The sequence below is a fragment of the Flammeovirgaceae bacterium genome, assembly GCA_015180985.1.
Classification (GTDB): domain Bacteria; phylum Bacteroidota; class Bacteroidia; order Cytophagales; family Cyclobacteriaceae; genus UBA2336.
The window spans coordinates 1,877,407-1,895,870 of the sequence record CP054185.1 but is presented as its reverse complement, the minus strand read 5'-3'; the positions used below and the strand labels follow the sequence as shown (position 1 = coordinate 1,895,870).

15 protein-coding genes are annotated in these 18,464 nt (G+C 47.4%); 3 read left to right on the top strand and 12 right to left on the bottom strand.

What is annotated here, in order from left to right:
- The first annotated feature begins 85 nt into the window (after nucleotides 1-85).
- Together HRU69_08915 and HRU69_08910 are read left to right on the top strand one after the other, a co-directional pair.
- Nucleotides 86-670: a DUF4256 domain-containing protein gene (locus tag HRU69_08915; GenBank protein ID QOI97603.1), complete on the top strand. Its 585-nt coding sequence runs from the start codon at nucleotides 86-88 to the stop codon at nucleotides 668-670.
- Nucleotides 671-753: 83 nt separating this feature from the next.
- Nucleotides 754-3,114 carry a glycoside hydrolase family 127 protein gene (locus HRU69_08910; protein QOI97602.1) on the top strand — a complete coding sequence of 787 codons (2,361 nt, stop codon included), beginning with the start codon at nucleotides 754-756 and terminating at the stop codon, nucleotides 3,112-3,114.
- 214 nt (nucleotides 3,115-3,328) lie between these two features.
- Here HRU69_08910 and katG read toward each other — a convergent pair whose 3' ends face one another.
- Nucleotides 3,329-5,530, bottom strand: coding sequence for a catalase/peroxidase HPI (katG, locus tag HRU69_08905; GenBank protein ID QOI97601.1), 2,202 nt, complete (start codon nucleotides 5,528-5,530; stop codon nucleotides 3,329-3,331).
- Between the two features lie 154 nt (nucleotides 5,531-5,684).
- Here katG and HRU69_08900 point away from each other — a divergent pair, with 154 nt between their 5' ends.
- Nucleotides 5,685-6,620: a LysR family transcriptional regulator gene (locus tag HRU69_08900; protein ID QOI97600.1), complete on the top strand. Its 936-nt coding sequence runs from the start codon at nucleotides 5,685-5,687 to the stop codon at nucleotides 6,618-6,620.
- 4 nt (nucleotides 6,621-6,624) lie between these two features.
- On the opposite strand, the gene HRU69_08895 is transcribed toward HRU69_08900, so the two are convergent.
- The 11 genes from HRU69_08895 to HRU69_08845 form a co-directional block, all read right to left on the bottom strand.
- Nucleotides 6,625-7,857 (bottom strand): M48 family metallopeptidase, encoded by a 1,233-nt coding sequence (locus HRU69_08895; protein ID QOI97599.1) that lies wholly within the window; start codon nucleotides 7,855-7,857, stop codon nucleotides 6,625-6,627.
- A gap of 8 nt (nucleotides 7,858-7,865) precedes the next feature.
- Nucleotides 7,866-9,200 (bottom strand): argininosuccinate lyase, encoded by a 1,335-nt coding sequence (gene argH / locus HRU69_08890; protein ID QOI97598.1) that lies wholly within the window; start codon nucleotides 9,198-9,200, stop codon nucleotides 7,866-7,868.
- A 10-nt stretch (nucleotides 9,201-9,210) separates the two neighbouring features.
- Nucleotides 9,211-10,332, bottom strand: coding sequence for a M20 family metallo-hydrolase (locus HRU69_08885; protein ID QOI97597.1), 1,122 nt, complete (start codon nucleotides 10,330-10,332; stop codon nucleotides 9,211-9,213).
- Nucleotides 10,329-11,117 (bottom strand): acetylglutamate kinase, encoded by a 789-nt coding sequence (argB, locus tag HRU69_08880; protein QOI97596.1) that lies wholly within the window; start codon nucleotides 11,115-11,117, stop codon nucleotides 10,329-10,331. The genes HRU69_08885 and argB overlap by 4 nt, the downstream gene beginning before the upstream one ends.
- Entirely contained in the window at nucleotides 11,114-12,103 is a 990-nt protein-coding gene (locus tag HRU69_08875) for an acetylornithine carbamoyltransferase (protein QOI97595.1), read from the bottom strand. The genes argB and HRU69_08875 overlap by 4 nt, the downstream gene beginning before the upstream one ends.
- A gap of 6 nt (nucleotides 12,104-12,109) precedes the next feature.
- Nucleotides 12,110-13,252 (bottom strand): aminotransferase class III-fold pyridoxal phosphate-dependent enzyme, encoded by a 1,143-nt coding sequence (locus HRU69_08870; protein ID QOI97594.1) that lies wholly within the window; start codon nucleotides 13,250-13,252, stop codon nucleotides 12,110-12,112.
- A gap of 57 nt (nucleotides 13,253-13,309) precedes the next feature.
- The gene (locus tag HRU69_08865) at nucleotides 13,310-14,287 is read right to left on the bottom strand and encodes an N-acetyl-gamma-glutamyl-phosphate reductase (protein QOI97593.1); all 978 of its coding nucleotides are present in this window, start codon (nucleotides 14,285-14,287) and stop codon (nucleotides 13,310-13,312) included.
- On the bottom strand, nucleotides 14,277-15,491 hold the full coding sequence (locus HRU69_08860; GenBank protein QOI97592.1) for an argininosuccinate synthase: 1,215 nt from the start codon (nucleotides 15,489-15,491) through the stop codon (nucleotides 14,277-14,279). Before HRU69_08860 ends, HRU69_08865 begins: the two co-directional genes overlap by 11 nt.
- A 1-nt stretch (nucleotide 15,492) precedes the next feature.
- Nucleotides 15,493-16,245, bottom strand: a complete 753-nt coding sequence (locus HRU69_08855) for a GNAT family N-acetyltransferase (protein QOI97591.1) — start codon at nucleotides 16,243-16,245, stop codon at nucleotides 15,493-15,495.
- A 374-nt stretch (nucleotides 16,246-16,619) separates the two neighbouring features.
- Entirely contained in the window at nucleotides 16,620-17,234 is a 615-nt protein-coding gene (locus tag HRU69_08850; protein ID QOI97590.1) for a trimeric intracellular cation channel family protein, read from the bottom strand.
- A gap of 4 nt (nucleotides 17,235-17,238) precedes the next feature.
- Complete coding sequence (locus HRU69_08845; GenBank protein QOI97589.1) at nucleotides 17,239-18,306, bottom strand: type IX secretion system membrane protein PorP/SprF; 1,068 nt, start codon at nucleotides 18,304-18,306, stop codon at nucleotides 17,239-17,241.
- Nucleotides 18,307-18,464 lie beyond the last annotated feature (158 nt).

Below are 18,464 nucleotides of genomic sequence, written 5' to 3'. Positions count from 1 at the left end.
TGCCTTTATAAAAAAGTGTAGCTTTAAAAACTTCCTCACAGCAGGAGGAAGTTTTAGGTTGATTGCAGCATCAATAAAACACAGCATGTCAAAAACAAAAAACTCTGAAAAGCAGAACAAGAAACTGCCAGACGCCCGGCAAAAAGAATTGATTACAATCCTGAAATCCCGTTTCGAGAAAAATATGAAACGCCACCAGGCAATGAAATGGGAATATGTACAAGCCAGACTAAAGGCTAAGCATGATAAACTCTGGTCGCTAAACGAGATGGAAAAAACCGGTGGCGAACCCGATGTGGTGGGTTTTGACAAAAAAACCGGTGAGTATATTTTTTATGATTGCTCGCCCGAAAGTCCGGCCGGGCGCAGAAGCCTCTGTTACGATCGAAAAGCCTGGGAGTCGCGGAAAGAACATAAACCCAAAGGCAACGCCACTGAGATGGCCACAACAATGGGTATTGACTTATTAACCGAAGCAGAATACCGGCAACTTCAGCAATTCGGGACCTTCGATACCAAAACCAGCAGCTGGATAAAAACACCCGAAGCCATCCGTAAACTTGGTGGTGCGCTCTTCTGCGATTACCGCTACGGCCAGGTATTTGTGTACCACAACGGGGCGGAGTCGTATTATGCCGCCCGGGGCTTTCGGGGTATTTTGCGCGTGTAATACCATTAAAGGCACTTGCTTTACAGTAACGGTTTTCGCCCGGCTAACTGGTTTTTTACATTTACATTCAAATCCAACGGGTTATGAAAACGGTTATTGGTTTACTGCTTGTTGTTTCCCGTCTGTCCCCTCTGTTTGCGCAGGCTTACCTTCCTGAAAAATCAAATAATGTAATTCAGGTAAAGCCAACCGTACCGGTAAAGGCTTATGCCATTAACCTTGCCGATATAAAATTGACGGATGGCAGCCCCTTCAAAAATGCGCAGGACAAAGATGCGGCCTACTTGCTTTCGATTGATCCCGATCGACTGTTGCACCGCTTCCGGCTTCATGCCGGCTTACAACCCAAAGGCGAAATTTACCGGGGCTGGGAAAGTGACGGCCTCTCCGGCCATACGCTTGGCCATTACCTGTCGGCCTGCGCCATGCGTTATGCTGCTGGTGGTGGTGATGAATTCAAAAACCGTATCGATTATATTCTGAATGAACTTTCCGTTTGCCAACAGGCCCGGGGCACAGGTTACATTGGGGCCATCCCCAATGAAGATTCAATTTTCTACAAGCTTCAACACGGCATAATTAAATCTTCGGGGTTTGACTTGAATGGCGGCTGGTCACCCTGGTACACGGTACACAAAGTAATGGCCGGGTTAACCGATGCGTACGTGTACACCGGCAATCCGGAAGCGCTAAGTCTGGTTACCCGAATGGCCGACTGGTGCGCAGTGATCCTTAAAGACCTCAGCGATGACCAACTGGAAGAAATGCGCAAGTGCGAATATGGAGGTATGAACGATGTGCTTGTGCATCTCTACGAACTGACCGGTGAAAAAAAGTACCTGGCGTTGTCCTACAAATTTCACGACCGGTTTGTGCTTGGCGAACTGGCTAAACGGGTTGACCCTCTGCCCGGAAAGCACAGTAACACCAATGTTCCGAAAGTGATCGGCTGCGCCCGGAGGTTTACCGTAGCCAATGCGCCTGAAGATAAAACCATTGCTGAATTTTTCTGGAATACCATGGTGAATAACCACACCTACGTTATCGGTGGCAACAGCAACTACGAATACTGCGGTGATGCCGGCAAGCTAAACGACAGGCTTAGCGACAACACCTGCGAAACATGCAATACCTACAACATGCTTAAACTTACGCGCTATTTGTTTTCATGGGATCCGAATTCCATGTATGGCGATTATTACGAGCGCGCACTTTACAATCATATTCTTGCTTCGCAAAATCCGGAAACCGGCATGATGTGCTACTTCGTTCCGCTGCGCATGGGCGCCCGAAAAACATTCAGCAGTCCGTTTAACACTTTTACCTGCTGCGTAGGCAGCGGTATGGAAAACCATGTGAAGTACACCGAAGGCATTTACTACGAAACCGATGACGGCAACCTGATTGTTAATTTGTTTATTCCTTCGGAAGTAAACTGGAGAACCCATGATGTTGCCTTGAAGCTTGAAACCCGCCTTCCGGAAGAAGACAAGATGATTCTTTCAGTAAAAACGGGCGCACCCAAAAAATTTGCAATCAAAATCAGAAAACCAAAATGGGTAATGGGAGCAATTAACGCATTGCTTAACGGCAAGAAAGTAAAGATAGCAGCCGATAAATCCGGCTTCATTACAATTACACGCACCTGGAAAGACAACGACCGACTGGAACTAACCCTGCCCATGTCGGTTTATACCGAAAGCATGCCCGACAACCCTGATCGCATAGCCGTGTTGTATGGACCTGTAGTGCTTGCCGGGCAATTAGGAACCGAAATGCCCGACCCTGTTTTTGAAACTACGGTACTCCTGACCGATAGCCGTAATGTTTCTGACTGGCTGAAACCGGTAGCAGGGAAATCATTAACCTTCAAAACCAACAACGCAGCCCGTCCGGCCGATGTGGAACTTATTCCGTTCTACAAAACCTACCAGCAATACTATAATGTGTATTGGGATTACTTCACACCTGCAGCATGGCAAGCCCGGCAGGCTGAATATGAAGCCGAGAAGAGGCGCATGCATGATATTGATTTACGCACCATTGATGTTATCCGCATTGGCGAAATGCAACCCGAGCGCGACCACAACCTGAAAGCCAGCGAACGATCTTATGTAAGTCATGCGTTGGGAAGGCCCGGACGGGAAGTGCGCAATGGCGGGTATTTTGAGTTTGATATGCAGGTTGACCCTGCTGCCGAACAGGCCCTTCTGTGCAGTTATATTGGTGATGACAAAAACCGGGCTTTTGATATTTTGGTTGACAGTGTGCGCATTGCAATACAGGAACTTCAGGGCACTGCTGCCGGAAGATTTTTTGATGTGGAGTACCCTATCCCATTAACCCTTACCCAAAACCGTAACAAAGTTGTGATCCGCATCCAAGCCCATGCTGGTAAAACCGCAGGGAGGGTGTTTGGGTGTCGCGTGCTAAGGAAGCAATGAATGATTACGTTCAAACTGGCACACAAGGAAGAATAAAATACACATTCAGGAATTCGGTTCTGCACTATGCTGCTCCAAGTGGTTTTTGTTAAAGACGGGCTATCCGGTCATTAGTAGCAACAACAAATATCCGGAAAATTAGTAGAGACATGGTACTAAAAGAAGAGGCGCCTTTTATAAAAAGGACGCCCCTCTTACGAGTACTGCTGCGAGCTTATTTTAAATCAAACCTGTCCAGATTCATCACCTTATTCCAGGCAGCCACAAAGTCGTTCACAAACTTTTCCTTAGCGTCCTCGCTGGCATAAACTTCCGACAGAGCACGCAACTCAGAATTTGAACCAAATATGAGATCCACCCGTGTGCCCGTCCACTTCAGGGCACCTGTCTTGCGGTCGCGACCTTCAAACACATCCTTCGCTTCCGAAACGGGGTGCCACGTGGTGCCCATGTCAAGCAGGTTTACAAAAAAGTCGTTGGAAAGCGTTTCAGGCTTTTTAGTAAACACTCCGTGTTTCGAATTATCGTAATTGGTATTTAGCATACGCATACCGCCTACCAATACGGTAAGCTCTGGTGCAGTGAGCGTCAGCAGTTGTGCTTTGTCTATCAGCAACTCCTCGGCCGAAACGGTGTATTTTCCTTTCAGGTAATTGCGGAAGCCGTCAGCAATCGGTTCCAGTACGGCAAACGATTCCACATCGGTATGTTCCTGGGTAGCATCACCACGACCCGGTGTAAAAGGAACAACCACATTATAGCCGGCATTTTTTGCAGCCTGCTCTACACCGGCACAACCACTCAGTACAATCAGGTCGGCCAGCGATACCTGTTTGCCTCCGGTTTGTGCTTTGTTAAAGTCGGCCTGAATACCTTCCAGTGTCTTTAAAACTTTAGCCAGTTGAGACGGATTGTTCACTTCCCAATCTTTCTGAGGGGCCAGCCGGATGCGCGCACCATTGGCGCCACCCCGTTTATCCGAACCTCGGAACGTTGATGCCGAAGCCCACGCGGTTGAAACCAGTTGGGAAACCGTTAACCCTGAAGCCAGGATTTTAGCTTTCAACGCAGCGATGTCGGTTCCATCAATCAGTTTATGGTTACCGGCCGGAATCGGATCCTGCCAGATGAGCGCTTCTTTTGGAACTTCTGGTCCAAGGTAACGGGCAATGGGGCCCATATCACGGTGGGTAAGTTTGAACCAGGCACGCGCAAACGCATCGGCAAATTCATCAGGGTTTTCCATGAAGCGCCTGGAAATCTTTTCGTAAATCGGATCAAACCGAAGTGACAGGTCGGTGGTGAGCATGCGTGGTTCATGCTTTTTCGATTTATCGTGTGCATCAGGTACCGTGCCCGCACCCATACCGTTCTTCGGTCGCCACTGATGTGCGCCAGCCGGGCTCTTAGTTAGCTCCCACTCATAGCCGAACAGGTTCCAGAAGAAGTTATTACTCCATTTTGTTGGAGTGGTTGTCCAGGTTACCTCAATGCCACTGGTAATAGTGTCGCCACCTTTACCTGATCCATAGCTGCTTTTCCAACCTAAACCTTGCTCTTCAATGGGAGCTGCTTCCGGATCAGGACCTACGTGAGAAGCGGGTGCTGCCCCATGGGTTTTACCGAAAGTATGTCCACCGGCAATAAGCGCAACGGTTTCTTCATCGTTCATGGCCATGCGCTTAAAGGTTTCACGGATGTCGTGCGCGGCAGCAACAGGATCAGGATTTCCGTTGGGGCCTTCCGGGTTCACATAAATCAATCCCATCTGCACGGCCGCTAATGGGTTTTCCAGGTCGCGGTCACCGGAATAGCGCTTATCATCCAGCCACTTGGTTTCTGAACCCCAGTACACATCTTCCTGCGGTTCCCATACGTCTTCGCGGCCACCGGCAAAGCCAAACGTTTTAAAGCCCATGGATTCGAGCGCCACGTTTCCAGCCAGTATCATCAAATCAGCCCACGAAATTTTCTTTCCGTATTTCTGCTTTATCGGCCAAAGCAACCTGCGGGCTTTATCAAGGTTCACATTATCAGGCCAACTGTTAAGGGGCGCAAAGCGCTGTTGGCCCGCTCCTGCCCCACCACGGCCATCACCGGTACGGTAGGTTCCGGCACTGTGCCAGGCCATACGAATGAACAAAGGACCATAATGTCCGAAGTCGGCCGGCCACCAGTCTTGTGAGTCAGTCATCAAAGCATGCAGGTCCTTTTTTAAGGCCTGGTAGTCAAGTTTTTTAAACTCTTCAGCATAGTTAAACTTCTCGCCCATCGGGTTTGAGAGGCTCGAATGCTGCCGCAGGATATTCAGCTTCAGTTGATTAGGCCACCAGTCGCGGTTTCGTGTACCACCTCCAGCGGTTTGCCTGCCGGTATGGACCGGGCATTTGCTTTCACCGTTTGTTCTATTTTCCATGTTCGTGTAGTTATTGATTTAGTGGTTAAGTAACATGCCGTGCCTTTGCTTTCGCAATGACGCGCGTCAGGTTTAACCCCGACAGGCTACAATGCTACCGGGGAAGTATCAATAAATCAAATTGATTATTTTTATAGAGATATAGCAAAAAACTATGACTTTAACTCAACTGGAATACCTGGTGGCACTGGATACCTGGCGGCATTTTGTGCTTGCGTCAGAAAAGTGCTTTGTGACTCAACCAACGCTGAGTATGCAGATTCAGAAACTGGAAGACGAACTGGGTGTTAAGCTTTTTGACCGTACCAAGCAGCCGGTTATTCCCACCGAAATCGGTGAACGGATTATTGCCCAGGCCCGTGTTGTACTTCGTGAAGCCAGCCTTATTAAGTCGTTAATTGCAGAGCAACAAAACACAATGACCGGTGAAATCCGTTTGGGAATAATCCCAACCCTCGCCCCTTACCTGCTTCCGGAACTGGTTAAGTCTATCAGGGAAAAATACCCACAGGTTGCCCTCATTGTTAAGGAATCCATTACCGAAGAATTACTCCACGAACTGAAAAACAACCGGCTCGATTGTGGTATAGTAGTAACCCCTCTTCATGATCCAGCCATTAAAGAAGACGTCTTGTTTTATGAAGAGTTATTCGTTTATGTTTCCAAAAAGAATGCCTTGCATAACAAGGAATATGTGCTGCCTTCAGATATCGATCCGAATCAACTTTGGTTATTGGAAGAAGGGCATTGCTTCCGATCACAGGTACTGAACTTGTGTGAACTGCGTAAACATTCTGACCAACAGATCCGGTACGAAACCGGGAACATTGAAACACTTAAACGGATGGTTGACAAAAGTGATGGCCTGACAATTTTGCCCGAACTGGCCGTAATGGAGTTTGGTAAACCGCAGCAAAAGCAGGTAAAAAGACTAAAAGAACCCAGTCCCGCACGGGAAGTGAGCCTGATAACCCACCGGGATCACATCAAGACCCGATTGATACAAACACTAAAAGAAGAATTAATACAACTTATACCCGGATCCATGCGTAAACTTCAAAACAAAAAAATTGTTGAGATTAATTACTGATTGATTACAGCACCATCTTCTCTAACCGCTTTAACAGGGGCGGATGTGAGTAATGGAAAAAAACGTATGCCGGATGCGGATACAGATTGGAAAGGTTATCAACCGAAAGTTTTTTCAGCGCTGAAGCAAGCGCTTCGCCACTAAAGGTTTCCTTGGCAAAGGCATCCGCCTCAAATTCGTTCCTCCGGCTGTACATATTCATAAATAAACCCGTGATGCCGGAAATCGGTGAAAACAAAATGGTGAACACCAGCAGGTTAAGGTGTATAGCCCACTGGCTGCCCCCCAGGGCAAGCGACAGGTTTTCATTGAACACCATCTGCGAAAGTATAAACAAGGTAAAAGCAACCTGAACAACGGATAATACATAACCCCAGATGATATGCTTCTTTTTATAGTGGCCAACTTCATGGGCCAGCACGGCTACCAGTTCATCGGTGGTATGGTTGGCTATTAGTGTGTCGTACAATACGATTTTCTTTTTGCTACCGATCCCAGAGAAAAATGCATTGGCTTTCTTCGAACGCTTTGAACCGTCAATAACAAACACGTTGCCTATTGGGAAATTTATTTTTTTTGAATACGCTTCAATAGCCGAGCGAAGTTCACCCTCCGGAAGTGGAGTAAGTTTATTAAACAACGGTACAATGAGCGAGGTATAAAACATGTTCATAAACAACATGAACAGCGCAGCAATAGCTGCAAACCATATCCAGAATTGCTCACCCAGCGTTTGAATGAGGTATAATAAAGCCGAAAGAAGGCTTCCCCCGATAAGCGCTCCTAAAATGTAACCCTTTAGTTTATCGGCAATAAAAGTTTTCACTGTTGTTTTGTTAAACCCGAATTTTTCTTCAATAACAAAGGTGCTATACCACTGAAAAGGAAGGGTAAGTAAATCGGAAGCAACACCAATTACCATAAAAAAAAGCAGGGCCAGCAAAATGGTACTCTCGGTTACCGTACGCAACAACCCGTCAATCCACCCAAAGCCTCCCAACAGGAGCATCGCCATCGAAAGCACAAAACTGAATGTGGAAGCCAGGAAACCGAAGCGGGCAAGTTCGCGGTGGTAAGCCTGCGCGCGTGCATATTTTTCCTCATCATAAAACGAGGCCACTTCATCCGGCACCTCGGTGCGCATGGCTTTCAGGTTTAGGTAATCCAACACCTGGTCGAACAGAAAACTAATTGATACGATGCCGATGATGAGGTAAAGAATTTCCTGTGGCTGCATGGTAAGTTTCAGCCCACCAGGTTTTCATAAGCCCGATGGACCGCGGCAAAATTAAACCGATTCAGCACATCTTCCATCATCCGCTGAATTTCGGGAAGACATAAATTTCCGATGCTCCCTTCGTGCGTATGACGGAGGTTGCGATGGGGCCGGTAATCACCTTTTTCAATATCCTGCCCAACTTTTTTGTACGCATCCCGGAACGGCACCCCTTGTAGCACAAGTTTATTTACCTCCTCAACACTAAAGAGGTGAATGTATCGTCCATCTTCAAGGATGTTTTCCTTAACCGCACAATCAGAAATCATCAGGTGCATCATTTGAAGACACTCTTTCAGGTGTTGAATAGCGGGAAACAACATCTCCTTAAGCAACTGGTAATCGCGGTGATAGCCTGAAGGAAGATTGGCTGTAACAAGTGTAATCGTGTTGGGTAAGGCAAGTAACTGGTTGCACCGGCCCCGTATAATTTCAAAAACATCGGGATTCTTTTTGTGCGGCATGATGCTGGAGCCTGTAGTGAGTTCATCAGGGAAGCTGATGAACCCAAAGTTGGGATTCATAAACACAATGGCATCGGCAGCCAGCTTACCCAGTGTTGAGGCGATGCCGGCCAGGGCAGCCGCAACTATCCGCTCGGTTTTGCCCCGGCCCAACTGGGCGTACACCACATTGTAATTCAACTCATCAAAGCCAAGCAGGTGGGTGGTCATCTTGCGCTTAAGCGGAAATGATGAACCGTAACCTGCCGCAGAGCCCAATGGGTTTTTATTCACAACCCGGTAAGCAGCTTCCAGCATCACCAGGTCATCTACCAAACTTTCAGCGTAGGCACTAAACCACAATCCAAATGATGAAGGCATGGCCGGCTGAAAATGGGTATAGCCGGGAAGGAGGTCGGTCTTGTGCTTTTCGCTTTTCGTTATCAGTAAATCGAAGAGTTTTTTTGTTTCGGTAACAACCTCTTCAATTTCAAACCGCAAATACATCTTAATGTCAACCAGCACCTGGTCGTTACGCGAACGGCCGCTGTGTATTTTTTTACCGGTGTTGCCCAGCTTGCGGGTTAGCTCAAGTTCTATCTGCGAATGAATATCTTCGGTGTCCTCTTCAATTTTCAGTTCATCCCGTTGAATGCGTTCATAAATAAGCTTCAGTTCAACCGTTAGTTTTCTTAATTCCTCGCTGGTGAGCAATCCGATGGACTCGAGCATACGGATATGCGCCAGTGAACCCAATACATCAAATGCGGCCAGCTGCATATCCAACGTGCGGTCGTTACCCACGGTAAACCTCTCAACTGATTTCAGTGAGTCTTTATCCTTTTTCCAGAGTTTACTCATACGAGGCGGGTTACCGGTTGCCGGCTACCGGTAACTTGAAACCGGCTGAAGGCAACATCGTTGAACATTCATTTAACAACCGAATATACATGGCAATACCTTCTTTAATCTCATCCACATAAATAAATTCATCTGCCATGTGCGAGCGGGCCGAATCGCCCGGCCCGATTTTTACTGACGGCACCGGAATCAAAGCCTGGTCGGACGTGGTAGGAGAACCATAGGTTTCAATACCCAACGCCTTCGCAGCTTTAACCAGCGGATGTTCCGCTTCAATACCGGAAGGCTTTAACCGCACCGACCGGGGTGTTACTTCGCACGAAACATGTTTTGTAACTTCGGTAAGCACCTCATCGAGGGTGTAGGCATCGGTTACACGGACATCGACCGTAAACCGGCATTCGGCAGGTATTACATTGTGTTGCTTGCCGGCTTCAATACCCGTAACCGTCATTTTAACCGGGCCCAGTGTTGGCGAAATGCGCGGAAACTGAAATGTTCTGAACCATTCAATATCCTTCAAGGCCTTATAAATGGCATTATCACCTTCATTGTGTGCTGCGTGACCGGCCTTTCCTTTTGCAACACAGTCCAGTACCAATAATCCTTTTTCGGCTATAGCCATTTTACATAAGGTGGGTTCACCCACGATGGCAAAATCAACTTGTGGAAGCATGGACCAGATGCTTTCAATGCCGCCAGGACCGGAAATCTCTTCTTCGGCAGTTGCTGCCAGTACGAGATTAAACTTCAGATCAGGCTGCTGGTAATAATGCAGGAAGACTTGAATCATAGCCGTTAATGCGCCCCCGGCATCGTTGCTGCCCAGTCCGTACAGTTTACCGTCAATCATTTCGGGTTTAAACGGATCGCGTGCGTAGCCGGAGTTCGGTTTAACAGTATCGTGATGGGAATTGAGCAGGATGGTTGGCTTTGATGTACTGAAGAATTTGTTTAGGGCCCACACATTATTACCTGCCCGATTAACCGCTACCCCTTCCTGCTCCAGGTAATAAAAAATAACATCGGCTGTACCAGCTTCTTCACGACTGAAAGACGGGGTTAAAATGAGCTGCTTTAGCAATTCAACTGCCTTACTCACTGCAATTTCGGTATCGGTATTGAATGTCATTTGATAACCAGGGTGCCGATAGTTTCCTGGCCGATGTTATTGCTTAAATGCGTTGCATCGCCAATCAGCACTTCGCGCACGCCTGAACGAATGGCCGTAAATGCATTTTCAAGTTTGGGCAGGATGCCATCGGCTAATGCGCCCTGCTTCAAAAGTTCCTCGTATAAATCAGTTGTCAATGTGCGGATGACAGAGTTTTCATCCTGAATATTCCGCAAAACGCCTTTCTTCTCAAAGCAAAAAATCAGCCGCACATCAAAATGTTTACTTAGGGCAATCGCCACTACCGAGGCAATGGTATCGGCATTGGTGTTGAGCATAACGCCATCGGCATGGGTTAGCGGTGCAAAAACAGGAATTGCATTTTGCTGAAGGAGAAAATAAAGAAGAGTTGAATTAACACCTGAAGGTTGGATATCGCCAACAAAGCCATAGTCAATTTCGCCAACAGGTCGTTTGATTGCTTTAATCAGGTTGCCATCGGCACCGGTTACGCCCAGTGCATTGCAGCCCAGTTGTTGCAACCGCGATACCAATTGTTTGTTCACCAGGCCTCCGTACACCATGGTTACCAGGTCAAGCGTTTGTGCATCGGTTATCCTGCGGCCATTAATCATGTAGGCCTTTATCCCCAACTGCTCACCGATTTTCGTAGCCAGCTTACCTCCTCCGTGCACCAGAATTTTTGGTTCCTTAATGGCCGCAAAGTCTCCCAGAAATTTTGTTAAAGCTTCCGGATCATCGAGCACATTGCCACCGATTTTTATAATGAAGAGTTTGTTCATACACCCCCCTTGCCCCCCTCAAGGGGGGAATTTTTAAAATTGAATTGTAGAATTTCTGCCAGCACGGCCTGTGCTGCCCACACGCGATTGGCCGCCTGCTGTGTTACCAAACTTGCGTGGCTGTCCAGCACTTCGGCACTCAGTTCAAGATTTCTGCGCACCGGCAGGCAATGCATAACCCGGGCGTTATTGGTAATCTTCAGTTTTTCTGCAGTCAGCATCCACGACAGGTCGGTGTTTAAAATTTTACCATACTCGCTAAAACTGCTCCAGTTTTTTACATATACAAAATCGGCTCCGGCAAGTGCCTTATCCTGGTTGGTAATGATGGTAGCACCTTCGGTAAACTTTTCATCCAATGCATATCCTTCCGGATGAGCTATAACAAATTCTGCATACTCCCAGGCATTTATCCATTGGGCAAAGCTGTTGGCAACACATTGCGGCAAGGGCTTAATATGTGGCGCCCAGGTTAATACAACTTTTGGTTTTCTGTTTTCACTGAATGTTTCAGCTATCGTCATGAGATCGGCCAGGCTTTGCAGCGGATGGAGGGTGGCACTTTCCAAACTGATTACCGGAATGCCGGAATATTTTACAAACTGCCAGATTACCTGCTCACTGTAATCTTCATCACGTTTTTTTAAAGAAGGAAATGTGCGAAGTCCGAGCACATCAAAATACTCACCCAGCACCGGGGCGGCATCTTTAACGTGTTCAACCGAGGTACCGTCCATCACGCCATCACCAAATTCAAGCGACCAGCCTTCCTGCCCAACATTGAAAACAATGGCATCCATACCAAGATTGTGAGCAGCTATCTGCGTACTGATTCGGGTGCGCATGCTGGGATTTAAAAACAAAAGTCCTAATCGTTTACCTTTTCCCAGTGCGTGATCGGCTAACGGAATTTTTTTGTAGTTCAATCCCCTTTCAATCAGCGACTGAACATCGGCAACATCAGTTATGGAAATAAAATTTCTCACCCCTTGTTATTTTGATTCCGGTTCAACGGTTGCCAGGCATGACTGAAGTGCCTGAATAAAGATCCCGGCTTCTTCTATGGTTAATGCAAGCGATGGAAGCAGGCGGATGGTATTCGGCTTGGCTTCACCAGTAAAGATTTTATATTCATTTAACAAAGTCTGGCGAACCGAACGATGTTCATCGGGCAGGTCAAATCCAATCATCAGTCCCATACCCCGAACTTCAGTAATTGTGGGCAAGGCTTCCAGTTCATGGATAAGGTAATTTCCTGCCAGCGTTGCATTGGCCATCAGGTTTTCGCTTTCGATTACTTCCAGTACGGCCAGGCTGGCAGCGCAAGCCAGGTGATTGCCGCCAAACGTGGTGCCCAGCATACCGCTCCAGGGTTTAATATCAGGGTGAATAAGTACGCCCCCAATCGGGAACCCGTTGCCCATGCCTTTGGCCACGGTAACCAAATCGGGTTTAATACCGGCATGCTGGTGTGCAAAGAATTTTCCGGTGCGGCCGTACCCGGATTGTATTTCATCGAGAATCAGCAGCGACCCGTTTGTTTTACAACGTCTTTCAATAAGTTGCAGAAAGTCTGTATCCGGAACATGAATGCCGCCAACACCCTGAATACCTTCAATAATTACGGCAGCAACCGTATTATCTAGCGCCTGAAGAAAAGCAGGCTCATCATTAAGCGGGACAAACACCACCTCATGACCCTTATTAAATTCGGATACAATTTTCGGATTATCTGTAACTGCAACCGCTGCGGAAGTCCGGCCATGAAAAGCTTTTTGAAAGGCTACGATCTTCTTCCGACCAGTAACAAACGAGGCTACCTTTAAGGCATTCTCATTTGCTTCGGCTCCTGAATTACAAAGAAATAACTGATAATCTGGATAACCGGAAAGATTGCCGAGTTTCTCAGCCAATTGTTCCTGTACTGGATTTTGAACACTGTTGGAGTAAAACCCAATTTTATGGAGTTGATCATCAAGTCGTTTAATATAATGCGGGTGCGAGTGCCCGATGGAAATTACCGCATGACCACCGTACAGATCAAGGTATTTAACCCCATGATCATCCCACAACCAACTGCCATTAGCCTGTGTGGGAGTTATTTCGAAAAGCGGATATACGTTGAATGGTTTCATATGTCACCCCCCTGCCCCCTCTCCGGTGGAGAGGGGGAGATAAGAAATTCATTTACCTTAGTATCCAATTGCTTTCAACTTTAATCCTTCCGATTCATCCAGTCCGAACATCAGGTTCATGTTCTGTACGGCCTGTCCTGATGCCCCTTTAACCAGGTTATCGATGGCGGAGTGTATAACCAGTTTATCGCCCACCAATTCAAGAAAAACATAGCATTTGTTGGTGTTCACAGCTTGTTTCATATCAATCATTTCATCAGCAATAACCACAAACGGATGATGAGCGTAGTAGGTACTGAACAGCGATTTGATTTCCGTAAGGGATTTGTTGACTGTAACCACTGAACTCACAAAAATGCCCCGCGTAAAGTCACCGCGCCAGGGTACCAGATGCAGGGAACCATCGAATGAAGGTTGTAACTGTTTTAACGAGCGATTGATTTCTCCAACGTGCTGGTGTGTAAGCGCTTTGTATGCCGAGATGTTGTTGGCACGCCAGGTAAAATGCGTTGAATCCTGCAACTTCTGGCCGGCTCCGGTAGAACCGGTAATGGCTGTTGTATAAACTTCGGTAAGTAACCCATGAACTGCCAGCGGCAACAAACCAAGTTGTATAGCCGTGGCAAAACATCCGGGATTGGCCACGTTTTGGGCTGTTTTTATTTTGTCGCGGTTCAGTTCAGGCAGGCCGTAAACAAATTCTCTTCCGTTAACCGAATGGCCCAACCTGAAATCGTTGCTCAAGTCAATTACCTTAACGCCAGGCGAAAGTTCGTGTTCCTGCAAAAATTTGCTACTCTCGCCATGGCCAAGGCAAAGAAAAAGTACATCGGCCTGGCCCGATAAATTACCGGTAAACTTCAGGTCAGTTTCGCCCGTCATATCGCGATGGGCGGCATGCACGGGCTGACCCACATGGCTGCGGCTGTGGACAAAAATCACTTCAACTACCGGGTGGTTAAGCAGTATGCGTATCGCTTCGCCACCGGTATAGCCTGCACCGCCAACTATTCCAACCTTTACCTTATTGCCCATTGCTTTTGTTTTCAGCTTCTTCTTTTACCTGATGATAAATCGAAACCTGGTTGCCGAATATTTTGGTAAACCCTTTTACATCCTCACCGGTCCACCCCAGGTTCATTTCACCGTATTTTCCGAATTTTGCCGACATCAGGTCAAAAGGCGATTCAATCCCAAGTATTTGATACCGGTACGGATGCAACTGGATGGAAACCGTACCCGTTACGTTTTTTTGGGTGCTTAACAAATAGGCTTCGATATCGCGCATAACCGGATCGAGGTACTGCCCCTCATGCAGCCAGTTACCATAAAACTGGGCCATCTGGTCCTTCCAGTTTAGCTGCCACTTGGTAAGCACGTGTTTCTCCAACGCATGATGGGCTTTGATTATAAGGACGGGTGCAGCGGCTTCAAACCCCACCCGGCCTTTTATACCAATTATGGTGTCACCAACGTGAATATCGCGGCCGATTCCAAACGGCCCTGCAATGGATTGCAAATAGTTGATCGCATCAACAGGGTTAGCGAAAGATTTTTCATTAACTCCTGCTAACTCACCCTTGCTGAACTGCAGTTTCACCACTTCACTACCCGATTTGGTAACCGGGGTCGGCCAGGCTTCTTCGGGAAGCATACCTAATGAACCCAGCGTTTCCTTGCCGCCAACGGAAGTGCCCCATAGACCTTTGTTGACAGAGTACTTGGCTTTTTCAAAATTCATTTCAACCCCTTTGGCCTTCAGGTAGGCTATCTCTTCTTCGCGCGAAAGTTTCTTGTCGCGAATCGGAGTAATTACTTCAACTCCCGGCAGGAGAATGTTGAACACCATATCGAACCGAACCTGGTCATTTCCGGCACCCGTGCTGCCGTGGGCAACCGCATCGGCCTTTATTTCGGTGGCATACCGGGCCACGGCCAATGCCTGCGACATGCGTTCAGCGCTTACGCTCAATGGGTACGTACCATTTTTCAGCACGTTACCGTAAATAAGGAACCGGATTACTTTTTCATAGTAATTCCGGATCTCATCAACCAATGCGTGCGAGGCTACACCCAGTGCATTGGCATGTTTTTCAATCATTTTCAGTTCGGCCGTAGTAAAGCCACCTGTATTTACCGTAAGGGTGTGCACATCATAACCCCGCTCCTCGGCCAGGTATTTCGCGCAATAGGTGGTATCAAGCCCACCGCTAAAAGCCAGTACAACACGCTTTTTCATCTTACCAAAAGAAAAGGCTTAAGATGGATTTTTTCTTTGGCTCACCGGTACCGTTGCCATTATTGCGGGGGCGAAGCAAAACAAACTGTTTAAACCTAACCCATCGTTCGAACAAGCGGAGATTTCCTTTAAACATCCGCCTGCGTTTGCGTTTAAGTTTACCCTGCTGATTAACGACAACCTGTACAGGTTGCACCGGGGCTTTGGCTGCCACTTCGGCCGGGTCATACAGCATGGCCGTGCACATGCAGTTCTTCCGATCCTTGCTCATCAGGATTTCGTAGTTCACGCAACTGCGGCAGCCTTTCCAGAACTCCTCATCGGTAGTCAGTTCAGAATAGGTAACAGGCTCGTAGCCCAGATCGGAGTTGATTTTCATTACGGCCAGGCCGGTTGTAAGGCCAAAGAGTTTGGCTTCAGGGTAGCGCTGGCGCGACAATTCAAATATTTTCCGTTTGATGGCCGTAGCTACCCCTGTTTTCCGGAAGGGCGGAGACACGATAAGACCGGAGTTGGCCACATATTTTTCATGCTCCCACGCTTCGATGTAGCAGAAGCCCACCCAGGTGCCGTCTGGTGTCACGGCAATGACGGCCTTTCCCTCCTCCATTTTCTTTTCAATGTATTCGGGCGAGCGTTTGGCAATACCGGTACCGCGGGCTTTGGCCGATTCGGCCATTTCATCGGTAATGGTTACTGCATACTGTTTGTCGTCAGGTGTGGCCAGCCTGACAATGATATTATGATTATCCAATGGTGTTTCGTAGTTAATTACCTGAATAAAAAACTGAACAAGGGCACAGGCACAAGGTCCCTGACCTCAGGCCTGAATCAACAAAAGTTGGGGGTATGCATCAAATACGCACGAAGCGCGTGGGGCGGGTACGCCTGGACACCAAACAGGCCGGGATGAAGAACGGAAGAGTTCTGTTAGGATGGTGAGCAACCGTAGTTGCTGCAATGGTGATCGTTGTTTTCAATTTCTTGCTTGGTGGTTAAAGTTAAACGTCAGATAAAAGGCATTCAGTTTTGAATTTTAGTTTAAACAGTTTTACAAAGTTAAACGATAAAAATCGGACAATGGCAAATAATTTTTTGGCTTGATACCAATTTCTTGCCGAACGAGAGTTAGCTGCGTCCTTTGAACCCGGGCAAGGAGAGTTTAAACTTTACAGCAAGAAGGCGGATGAGGATGATGACTGCGATGGATACTACGAGGTTAATGTTGCGCTCAAGCGGAGTGTGCAAATCAAGCACCAGGTAAACAATGGCACCGGCCAGGCAGGCGGTGGCATAGATTTCTTTTCGGAAGATGATAGGCACCTCATTGGTTAGGGTATCGCGTATAACACCACCCATAACCGCTGTAAACATGCCCATAATGGCGGCTATCTCCGGCCGCACCCCCATGGCAATGGCCTTTTCCGTACCCAGGATGGTAAAGAAGGCTATCCCCAGCGTATCGAACAACAGAAACGTTCTGCGCAGTTTAATGAACGCCCTGTAGAACAGAATGGCCATTACAACACCCACCAGTACTGCATAGAGAAAGTTGATATCGCCAATCCACACGAGCGGATAACTGCCCAGCATGATGTCACGGAGCGTACCTCCTCCGATGGCCGTTACAAACCCGGTAAAACCGGCACCAAACCAATCGTGGTCTTTGTCCTGCATCGCCAGTGCCCCGGATACAGCAAAGAAAAAAGTTCCGATGAGTTCTAAGGGATACTGAAAATACATGACCCTAAAAATCAGGACAAGGAATGACCAGCTTGTCTTTGGGTGGTTTGCGCGGATCGCGCATAGGCCAGGTGTACACCAGGCTAAATTCATGCGCACCACCACTGCCGGCACCCAGTTTTGAAATCGTGTAGTCGTAGCTATAGCCGATGTTCAGCGCTTCCTTTGCACCAATGTTGGTAAACCCTAAGAGCAGAACAATCGATTCATTATTAACAAATCCGTTAACCTGTTTAAACGGAACACCACGGTACCACAAACCGAGCACCACCGGTTCGGCTGTATAATACACACCCAAATCCAACTGATCAAACTGGCCCTGGTGGCGGTACTGAAAGGCCGGGCTTATACTTCGTTCCGCTTGTTGTGCATACACTCCTGAGCCTTTCACACCGGATTTCATGTAATATTTAAATCCTCCATGTATTGACAGTTTAACTGGCAGCGGGCTATTCTCATCAATAATAGATTGATTGGGCGTATTGAGGTGAAAGGCAGCAATGCCCAGGTAGGCAATCTTGGTGAAGAAAACACCACCCAGCGACAGATCAACAAAGGTTTTACTGAAGTTGGTGTTGAACGTTTCGGCTGTTTGTGGTGATATTAACTCACCCGTAACCGGATCAAACTGATCACCAAATGTAAGCCTGTTAAAATTAATGTCGCGGTTGTATAAAGCTACCTGTGCACCGGGCCTGAAGCCCACATTTTTAGAAAATTGAATCTCATACGAATATTGCAACCCAACATGGGTTGAACGTAACCCGGCCAGTCCCTCCACATCACGATTCAAAATAATTCCTACTCCGCTATTTGCGTCCTCGATAAAATAGTCGAAGTAAGCTGACATGGTGGTGAAGTTGGCATCAATAGCAGGCCATTGATTGCGGTAATTGATCCCCGCACGGGCCTGCCCGGTTGATCCGGTAAGTGCCGGGTTAAGATACAACGGGGCGGCATAAAACTGGCTAAACTGCGGATCCTGAGCAGTTACCGGATTAAGCATAACCAGCATTAATACCACAACCAGTAGCCATTTTTGTAACCGGTAACTCAATGCGTTTAAATCCATCAAAGCAAATTAAAGCGATTAACAGTTGGAATAAAACACCAGGCTCATTAAAAGCGCTGTTTACAGATTCTTTAACGTTATTTTTGGTCAAAATGTATATTTTCGCAAGCACTGCATCGTTTATGCTTGTAACCAGTGCGTTTTCCAATGCTTACTAT

What these genes read in the sequence shown, in the direction of transcription:
- HRU69_08915 (QOI97603.1), top strand. Translation starts at nt 86, where the DNA reads ATGTCAAAAACAAAAAACTCTGAAAAGCAGAACAAGAAACTGCCAGAC.
- HRU69_08910 (QOI97602.1), top strand. Translation starts at nt 754, where the DNA reads ATGAAAACGGTTATTGGTTTACTGCTTGTTGTTTCCCGTCTGTCCCCT.
- katG (QOI97601.1), bottom strand. Translation starts at nt 5,530, where the DNA reads ATGGAAAATAGAACAAACGGTGAAAGCAAATGCCCGGTCCATACCGGC.
- HRU69_08900 (QOI97600.1), top strand. Translation starts at nt 5,685, where the DNA reads ATGACTTTAACTCAACTGGAATACCTGGTGGCACTGGATACCTGGCGG.
- HRU69_08895 (QOI97599.1), bottom strand. Translation starts at nt 7,857, where the DNA reads ATGCAGCCACAGGAAATTCTTTACCTCATCATCGGCATCGTATCAATT.
- argH (QOI97598.1), bottom strand. Translation starts at nt 9,200, where the DNA reads ATGAGTAAACTCTGGAAAAAGGATAAAGACTCACTGAAATCAGTTGAG.
- HRU69_08885 (QOI97597.1), bottom strand. Translation starts at nt 10,332, where the DNA reads ATGACATTCAATACCGATACCGAAATTGCAGTGAGTAAGGCAGTTGAA.
- argB (QOI97596.1), bottom strand. Translation starts at nt 11,117, where the DNA reads ATGAACAAACTCTTCATTATAAAAATCGGTGGCAATGTGCTCGATGAT.
- HRU69_08870 (QOI97594.1), bottom strand. Translation starts at nt 13,252, where the DNA reads ATGAAACCATTCAACGTATATCCGCTTTTCGAAATAACTCCCACACAG.
- HRU69_08865 (QOI97593.1), bottom strand. Translation starts at nt 14,287, where the DNA reads ATGGGCAATAAGGTAAAGGTTGGAATAGTTGGCGGTGCAGGCTATACC.
- HRU69_08860 (QOI97592.1), bottom strand. Translation starts at nt 15,491, where the DNA reads ATGAAAAAGCGTGTTGTACTGGCTTTTAGCGGTGGGCTTGATACCACC.
- HRU69_08850 (QOI97590.1), bottom strand. Translation starts at nt 17,234, where the DNA reads ATGTATTTTCAGTATCCCTTAGAACTCATCGGAACTTTTTTCTTTGCT.
- HRU69_08845 (QOI97589.1), bottom strand. Translation starts at nt 18,306, where the DNA reads ATGGATTTAAACGCATTGAGTTACCGGTTACAAAAATGGCTACTGGTT.